The organism is Cellulomonas sp. P4_B5_2 (assembly GCF_056402235.1).
In genome coordinates, this window is record NZ_JBFUHU010000206.1 from 1 (window position 1) to 6,661 (window position 6,661).

A 6,661-nucleotide genomic window follows, 5' to 3' on the forward strand; every position below is an offset into this window, starting at 1 on the left:
GCCTCCAGCCAGGCGTGCGCGCCGGGCGCCGACGTGAACGCGACGGCGTCGACCTCGCCCGCGGCGACCGCGCGCACCGAGGCCTCCACCACCGCGGGGTCCGGGGGTGGACCCCACCGGTACACGACGAGGCTGCGCACCCGAGCACCCGCGGCGGCGAACGCCTCGTCGAGCCCGTCGGCCCCCGCGCCGTGGTGCTGGACCGCGATGTCCCGGCCGGCGACGCCCTCATCCAGGAGCACCTCGGCGATCTCGGCGCTCGTCTCGGACTCGGCCACCCAGTCGGCGGTCAGGCCGGCCGCCTGGATCGCTCCGCGCGCCTTGGGGCCGCGCGCCACGATGCGCGTGCCGCGAAGCATGTCCACGAGCGGCTCGGCGAGGCCCAACGCATCGGCGGCCTCGATCCAGCCGCGGAAGCCGATCCCGGTGGTGACGACGACCGTGTCGGGCGGGTCCGCCAGCAGCGACCGCGTGCCACCGAGCAGTGCCGCGTCGTCGATGTGCGGCACCATGCTCAGCGCGGGAGCGTGCCGGACCGCGGCTCCGCGGCGACCCAGGGCGGCGGCGAGCTCGGCGGACCGGCGGTCGGCGGTGATGAGCACGACGAGGCCCGCGAGGGTCTGGTCGATGGGTTCGCTCACAGGGCCATTGTGACGGTGCCGGGGTCCGCTGCGACCGTCGACGCGGTCGTGTGAGCCGCGTCACCATGCGCGGGCTCGAGCAGACCCGCGGCGGCGACCGCACCCAGGACGATCACCGCGGGGGCACGGACCCCGGCCGACGCGGCGACGTCCACCACGTCGTCGAGCCGTGCGCGGGTGACGCGCTGGCCGGGCAGCGTGCCCTCCTCCACCAGTGCGACGGGGGTGGCCGGGTCGGCGCCGGCGTCCAGCGCCTCCGTGGCGAGCGTGGCCAAGGCGCTCACGCCCATGAGCACGACGACCGTGCAGGACTTGTCCCGCAGGCCTGTCAGCGCCGCGGACGACCAGCCGTCGTGCCCGTTCATCACGTGCACGGCGCTGACCGTCCCGCGGTGCGTCAGCGGGATGCCGGCCGCCGCGGGCGCGGCGAACGCGCTGCTCACCCCCGGGATGACCTCCACCGCGACGTCCGCCTCCCGGCAGGCGAGCACCTCCTCGCCACCACGCCCGTACACGAACGGGTCGCCGCCCTTGAGCCGGACGACCACTCGACCGCGCTGCGCCTGCTCGACCAGGATCCGGCCGATCTCGTGCTGCGGCACGGGGTGGTGCCCGGGCGTCTTGCCGACGTCGATGATCTCGACCCCGGGAGCGAGCTCGTCGAGCACCGCGACCGGACCCAGCCGGTCGGTCACCACGACGTCCGCCTCGGCCAGCGCGCGACGGCCGGCCAGCGTGAGCAGCCCGATGTCGCCCGGTCCGCCGCCGACGAGCACCACCCGTCCCGCGTGCGAGCGGCGCTGACGCAGATCCACGTGGCCCTCGCGCAGGTGCGCCGCGACCGCGTCGCGCACGGCGAGCGTGCGGCGCGGGTCCGGGGAGCCCGTCGAGACCACGCCCACGAGGACGTCACCCTGCTGGGTGGTCGCCGGCGTGCGTGCCGACCCCGCCGAGCCGTCGCCCGCGTCGATGCAGAACGTCTGGCGCGTGGCGGCCCAGGCCACGACTGACTCGTCGGTCGCGCGGTCGCCCGTAGCCGTGTGCACCAGCCAGGCGCCCTCAAGATCCGTCTCGGCCACCTCGCGCGCGCGCCACTCGACCAACCCCCACCGGTGCAGGTCCAGGAGAACCTCGCACAGCTGCGGGGCGACCACGACCACCACGGCGGCGTCCGCGAGCAAGGACTGCACACGGCGGGCCGCGACCGGCCCGCCGCCGACCACGAGGACGCGGCGGCCGGTGAGCTGGAGCCCGAGCATCGTGGTCATCGCCCGACCTCCACGAGTCCGTCGGACACCCGGACGGGCCAGGTGCGCAGGTCAGGGCTGAGACCACGAGCGGGGACCTTGCCCGCGACGTCCAGGCAGCGGCCCGTGGTCAGGTCGAACACCTGCTTGTACATCGGGGACGCGACGGTCGGCACCTCGACYCCGTCGACCGTCCGCGAGCCGACGATGCCCCGGGAGATCACGTGCGCGTCGCTGAACGGGTCGTGCTGCTGGACCGCCAGGACGCGGCCGTCGAGGAGTCGGAACAGGGCGACCTGGTCGCTGCCCAGCAGCGCCGCGGCGCCGCGCTCGGGGGCGAGGTCCTGCACCCGACACACGGCGGTCCACACAGCGGTCTCCAGCGTGGTCTCCAGCGCGGTCATGAGCGCACCTCCAGCCGGGCTCCGGCGACGAGAACGGGTTCGTGGTGAGGCGTCGGGCGTGCGTCGTCGCGCTCGTCGGCGGTGGCGGGGCGCGACTGGCCGCGCTCCGGGACGTACGCCAGCGAGGGGTCCGGGGTGTCGGGAGCGTTGACGAAGGACGCGAACCGGCGCAGCTTCTCCGGATCCTCGAGCGTGGCCTTCCACTCGTCCTCGTACTCCACGACGTGCAGGGCCATCTGCTCGTCCAGGTCCGCCGCGATGCCCAGCGAGTCGTCCATCACGACCGCCCGGACGCCCTCCAGGCCGCCCTCGACCTCCTCGATCCACGGCGCCGTGCGCTGCAGGCGGTCCGCCGTGCGCACGTAGTAGAGGAGGAACCGGTCGATGGTCCGCACCAGGGTCTCGGTGTCGAGGTCCTCGGCCAGCAGCTGCGCGTGCCGCGGGGTGAAGCCGCCGTTGCCACCGACATAGACGTTCCAGCCCTTGTCGGTGGCGATCACGCCGACGTCCTTGCCGCGGGCCTCCGCGCACTCACGCGCGCAGCCGGAGACCCCGAGCTTGATCTTGTGCGGGGAACGCAGGCCGCGGTACCGGAGCTCGAGCATGACCGCGAGCGCCACCGAGTCCTGCACGCCGAACCTGCACCACGTGGAGCCGACGCAGGACTTCACGGTGCGCAGCGACTTGCCGTACGCGTGCCCGGACTCGAACCCGGCGTCGACGAGGCGCTGCCAGATCAGGGGCAGCTGGTCGATGCGGGCGCCGAACATGTCGATCCGCTGACCGCCGGTGATCTTGGTGTAGAGCCCGAAGTCCTTGGCCACCTCGCCGATCGCGATGAGCCCCTCGGGCGTCACCTCGCCGCCGGCGATGCGCGGGACCACCGAGTAGGAGCCGTCCTTCTGCAGGTTGGCCATCACGTGGTCGTTGGTGTCCTGGAGCGTGGCCCGCTCGCCCTCGAGCACGTGGGCCGGGGAGGTCGTCGCAAGGATGGACGCGACGGTCGGACGGCAGATGTCGCACCCCCGGCCGCCGGTGCCGAACCGCTCGATGATCTGGGTGAACGAGGCCGCGCCGGACACCCGGACCGCGTCGTACAGCTGCGCGCGGGACAGGGCGAAGTGCTCGCACAGCGCGGTGCTGACGGCGATGCCCTGCGCGGCCAGCTCGGTGGTGACCAGCTTCTTGACCAGCGGGAGGCAGGACCCGCAGCTGGTGCCGGCCTTGGTGCAGGCCTTGACCGCGCCGAGGTCGGTGCACCCGTGCTCCGTCACCGCCCCACGGATCGTGCCGGCGGAGACGTTGTTGCACGAGCAGACGGCGGCGTCGTCGGGCAGCTCCAGCTCGGGCGCTCCGCCGCCGCCCTCGGGCAGGAGGAACGCGGCCGGGTCGCCCGGGAGCTCGCGGCCGAGCATCGGGCGCAGGCTGGCGTAGGCGCTGGCGTCGCCGACCAGGACGCCACCGAGCAGGGTCCGGGCGTCGTCGGACATCACGAGCTTCTTGTAGACGCCACCCACCGGGTCGGCCCACACGATCTCCAGCGCGCCGGGGGTCTGGCCGAACGCGTCCCCGAAGCTGGCCACGTCGACGCCCGAGAGCTTGAGCTTGGTCGCCGTGTCAGCACCGGGGAACGACGAGGTTCCGCCCAGCAGCCGGTCGGCCGTGATCTCCGCCATCGCGTACCCCGGGGCGACCAGGCCGATCGTCGAGCCCTGGATGCACGCGACCTCACCGACGGCGGAGATGTYGAGGTCGCTGGTCAGGCAGGTGTCGTCGACGACGATGCCGCCGCGCTCACCGATGGCCAGCCCGGACGTGCGACCGAGCTCGTCGCGGGGACGCACGCCGGCGGCGATGACGACGACATCGGCGTCGACCCGGCCGCCGTCGGCCAGCTCGAGACGACCGACGCCGCCACGGCGGTGCGCCCTGATCCGCGTGGTCATCGCGTTGAGGCGGACGCCGACCCCGAGCTGGTTGATGAGCCGCCGCAGCGCCTCGCCGCCGCCGAGGTCCACCTGGGCCGACATGAGGTGGGTGCCCACCTGGAGCACCGTGGTGCGGGCACCGAGCGCCTGGAGCGCGCCGGCCGCCTCCAGACCGAGCAGGCCGCCGCCGAGCACCGCGCCCTTGACCACGCGGTCCTCGGAGAGCTTCTCGACGTACCCGCGCAGGGCTGCGACGTCGTCGACGGTGCGGTAGACGAAGACCCCCGGCAGGTCGGCCCCCTCGAGCGGGGGCACCCAGGCCGACGAGCCCGTCGCCAGCACCAGGTGGTCGTAGTGCTCCGTGCGGCCGCGGGCGGTGGTCACGGTCTTGGCGTCGCGGTCGATCTGCGTCACGGCGTCGTCGCGGACCAGCGTCACCAGCGGGTCGGACCACAGCTCCGGGTCCCCGAGCGCGAGGTCGTCGGCGTCCCGACCCGAGAAGTAGCTGGTGAGCGCCACCCGGTCGTACGGGCGCCGGGGCTCCTCCGCCAGGACCGTGATGCGCCAGGCCCCGGCGGTGTCGCGGTCACGCAACGCCTCGACCAGTCGCTGCGCGACCATGCCGCCGCCGACGACGACCAGGTGCTGGTTCATGGGGTGCTCCGTCGGGCTGGGGGGTGGGGCGCCTCCCACGGTAGGAACCGGTTGTTTCCCTGGGTGGCGTGCGCCGTTACCTCGCGGGAACCTTTCCCGCACATGACGTTGGTCCTGGGTGTGAGAGTGGCGTCATGAGCCCCGTCATCGCCCTGCTCCGGGCCGCCAACGTGGGCGGCCGCACCATCAAGGCCGCCCAGCTGCGCGCCGTCGCCGAGGGCCTCGGCCACACCGCGGTCACCACCTACGTGAACAGCGGGAACATCGTGCTGGTGCCCCACGGCCCGTCGTCGTCCGTGGGTCCGGGCCTGTCGGACGCCCTGTCCGCCGAGCTCGGCTTCGACGTCCCGGTCCTCACCCGCACGCTGTCGCAGTGGGACACGCTCGTGTCCCGGGTGCCGTTCACCGACGAGGTTGCCTCCGACCCGTCGCACCTGGTCCTCTACTGCTGGGACGGCACCCCGAAGGACACCTCGTTCGACCCGACGCCGTACGGCAACGAGCGCGTCGCGTTCGCCGGGGACGAGACGTACGCGTACTACCCCGACGGCATCGGCCGCTCGAAGCTCACGCTCCCCGTGCTGGAGAAGGCGACCGGGCGCTCCGGGACGGCGCGCAACTGGAACACCGTGCTGGCGCTGCAGCGCCTCGCCCGCGAGCGCGCGTGACTAGCGTGGTCGCCATGACCACCCTGTTCACCAAGATCATCGCCGGCGAGATCCCCGCCCGGTTCGTGTGGGCCGACGACGTCGCCGTGGCGTTCGGGACCATCGCGCCCATCACCGACGGGCACGTGCTCGTGGTGCCGCGCGACGAGATCGTGCAGCTGACCGAGGCGCCCGACGACGTGCTGGCGCACCTGATGGCCGTCGCGAAGGTGATCGGTGCCGCCCAGCAGGCAGCCTGGTCCGCACCGCGCGCGGCGCTGCTCGTCGCCGGCTTCGAGGTTCCGCACCTGCACCTGCACGTGCTGCCCGCGTGGGACGAGGCGAGCCTGACGTTCCGCAACGCCCGCGCCGACCTGCCCGCCGCGGAGCTGGACGCAGCGGCGGAACGAGTGCGCGACGCCCTGGTGGCCCAGGGCCACGGCGCGAACGTCCCCACGACGCTGAGCTCCCCTGCCCTCTCCCGCTGAGCGTCCGCACGATCGAGCGTCCCGGCGACCGGATGCGCGGACGTCCCGAACCCGACGGCACCGACGTCCGCACGATCGAGCGTCCCGGCGACCGGAAGTGCGCACGTCGGCGCACCGGGCAGCGGCGTCGGTGGAAGGGAGACCAGTCCCCAAGGGGTCTCGCACCGAACTCTCGGCATCACACCGGCACCGTGCAATGTTGTGCTGGCGGAGCATGGAAGACGACATCGGCGCTGGCGAGGCAGAGCCGGACCGGCAGCGACCACAGGAAGCAGGACGCAGATGGCTGGACGTCGGGACACGGGGCTCGCCGCGCTGGCGGGGGTAGCCGCAGGCGTGGTGACGATCGGTGTCGGCTCGCTCGTCGCCCTGGTCACCGGGCCGACGTCCGACCCGCTCGTCGCCGTGGGGTCCGCGTTCGTCGACGCGACGCCCGCGTGGCTGAAGGACTTCGCCGCCTCCACGTTCGGCACGGCGGACAAGGTGGTCCTCGGGATCGGTGAGGTGGTGGTGCTGCTGGCACTCGCCGCGCTGGCCGGGGTGCTCGCCGCGCGGCGGTGGGCCTGGGGCGCCACGCTCGTCGTGGTCCTGGGCGCGGCGGCGGGACTGGCGGCGATGGCCCGACCGGACGCCGGGACGCTCGCGGCCGCAC

The 6,661-nt window shown here is 73.7% G+C and carries 6 protein-coding genes and 1 pseudogene; 3 read left to right on the forward strand and 4 right to left on the reverse strand.

Translation table 11 applies throughout. The features are described 5' to 3' along the window. From AC1DUQ_RS14815 to nirB, 4 genes are all read right to left on the reverse strand, one after another. The coding region (locus AC1DUQ_RS14815) for a uroporphyrinogen-III synthase (protein WP_477074043.1) at positions 1–641 on the reverse strand (641 nt) is incomplete at its 3' end. Next, positions 638–1,909: a uroporphyrinogen-III C-methyltransferase gene (cobA, locus tag AC1DUQ_RS14820; RefSeq protein WP_477074044.1), complete on the reverse strand. Its 1,272-nt coding sequence runs from the start codon at positions 1,907–1,909 to the stop codon at positions 638–640. The genes cobA and AC1DUQ_RS14815, both read right to left, overlap by 4 nt. Beyond that, complete coding sequence (gene nirD, locus AC1DUQ_RS14825) at positions 1,906–2,292, reverse strand: nitrite reductase small subunit NirD (RefSeq protein ID WP_477061593.1); 387 nt, start codon at positions 2,290–2,292, stop codon at positions 1,906–1,908. Before nirD ends, cobA begins: the two co-directional genes overlap by 4 nt. Continuing rightward, positions 2,289–4,874: a nitrite reductase large subunit NirB gene (gene nirB, locus AC1DUQ_RS14830; protein WP_477074045.1), complete on the reverse strand. Its 2,586-nt coding sequence runs from the start codon at positions 4,872–4,874 to the stop codon at positions 2,289–2,291. Before nirB ends, nirD begins: the two co-directional genes overlap by 4 nt. 134 nt (positions 4,875–5,008) lie before the next feature. Here nirB and AC1DUQ_RS14835 point away from each other — a divergent pair, with 134 nt between their 5' ends. The 3 genes and pseudogenes from AC1DUQ_RS14835 to AC1DUQ_RS14845 form a co-directional block, all read left to right on the forward strand. After that, positions 5,009–5,542, forward strand: a complete 534-nt coding sequence (locus AC1DUQ_RS14835) for a DUF1697 domain-containing protein (RefSeq protein ID WP_477061591.1) — start codon at positions 5,009–5,011, stop codon at positions 5,540–5,542. A 14-nt stretch (positions 5,543–5,556) separates the two neighbouring features. Then, positions 5,557–6,009 (forward strand): HIT family protein, encoded by a 453-nt coding sequence (locus AC1DUQ_RS14840; protein ID WP_477061590.1) that lies wholly within the window; start codon positions 5,557–5,559, stop codon positions 6,007–6,009. A gap of 282 nt (positions 6,010–6,291) precedes the next feature. Continuing rightward, a pseudogene (locus AC1DUQ_RS14845) lies at positions 6,292–6,661 on the forward strand (molybdopterin-dependent oxidoreductase); the annotation flags it as partial.

Excerpts from the sequence above, each read along its gene's own strand:
- cobA (WP_477074044.1), bottom strand. The coding sequence starts at position 1,909 with ATGACCACGATGCTCGGGCTCCAGCTCACCGGCCGCCGCGTCCTCGTG.
- AC1DUQ_RS14840 (WP_477061590.1), top strand. The coding sequence starts at position 5,557 with ATGACCACCCTGTTCACCAAGATCATCGCCGGCGAGATCCCCGCCCGG.
- AC1DUQ_RS14835 (WP_477061591.1), top strand. The coding sequence starts at position 5,009 with ATGAGCCCCGTCATCGCCCTGCTCCGGGCCGCCAACGTGGGCGGCCGC.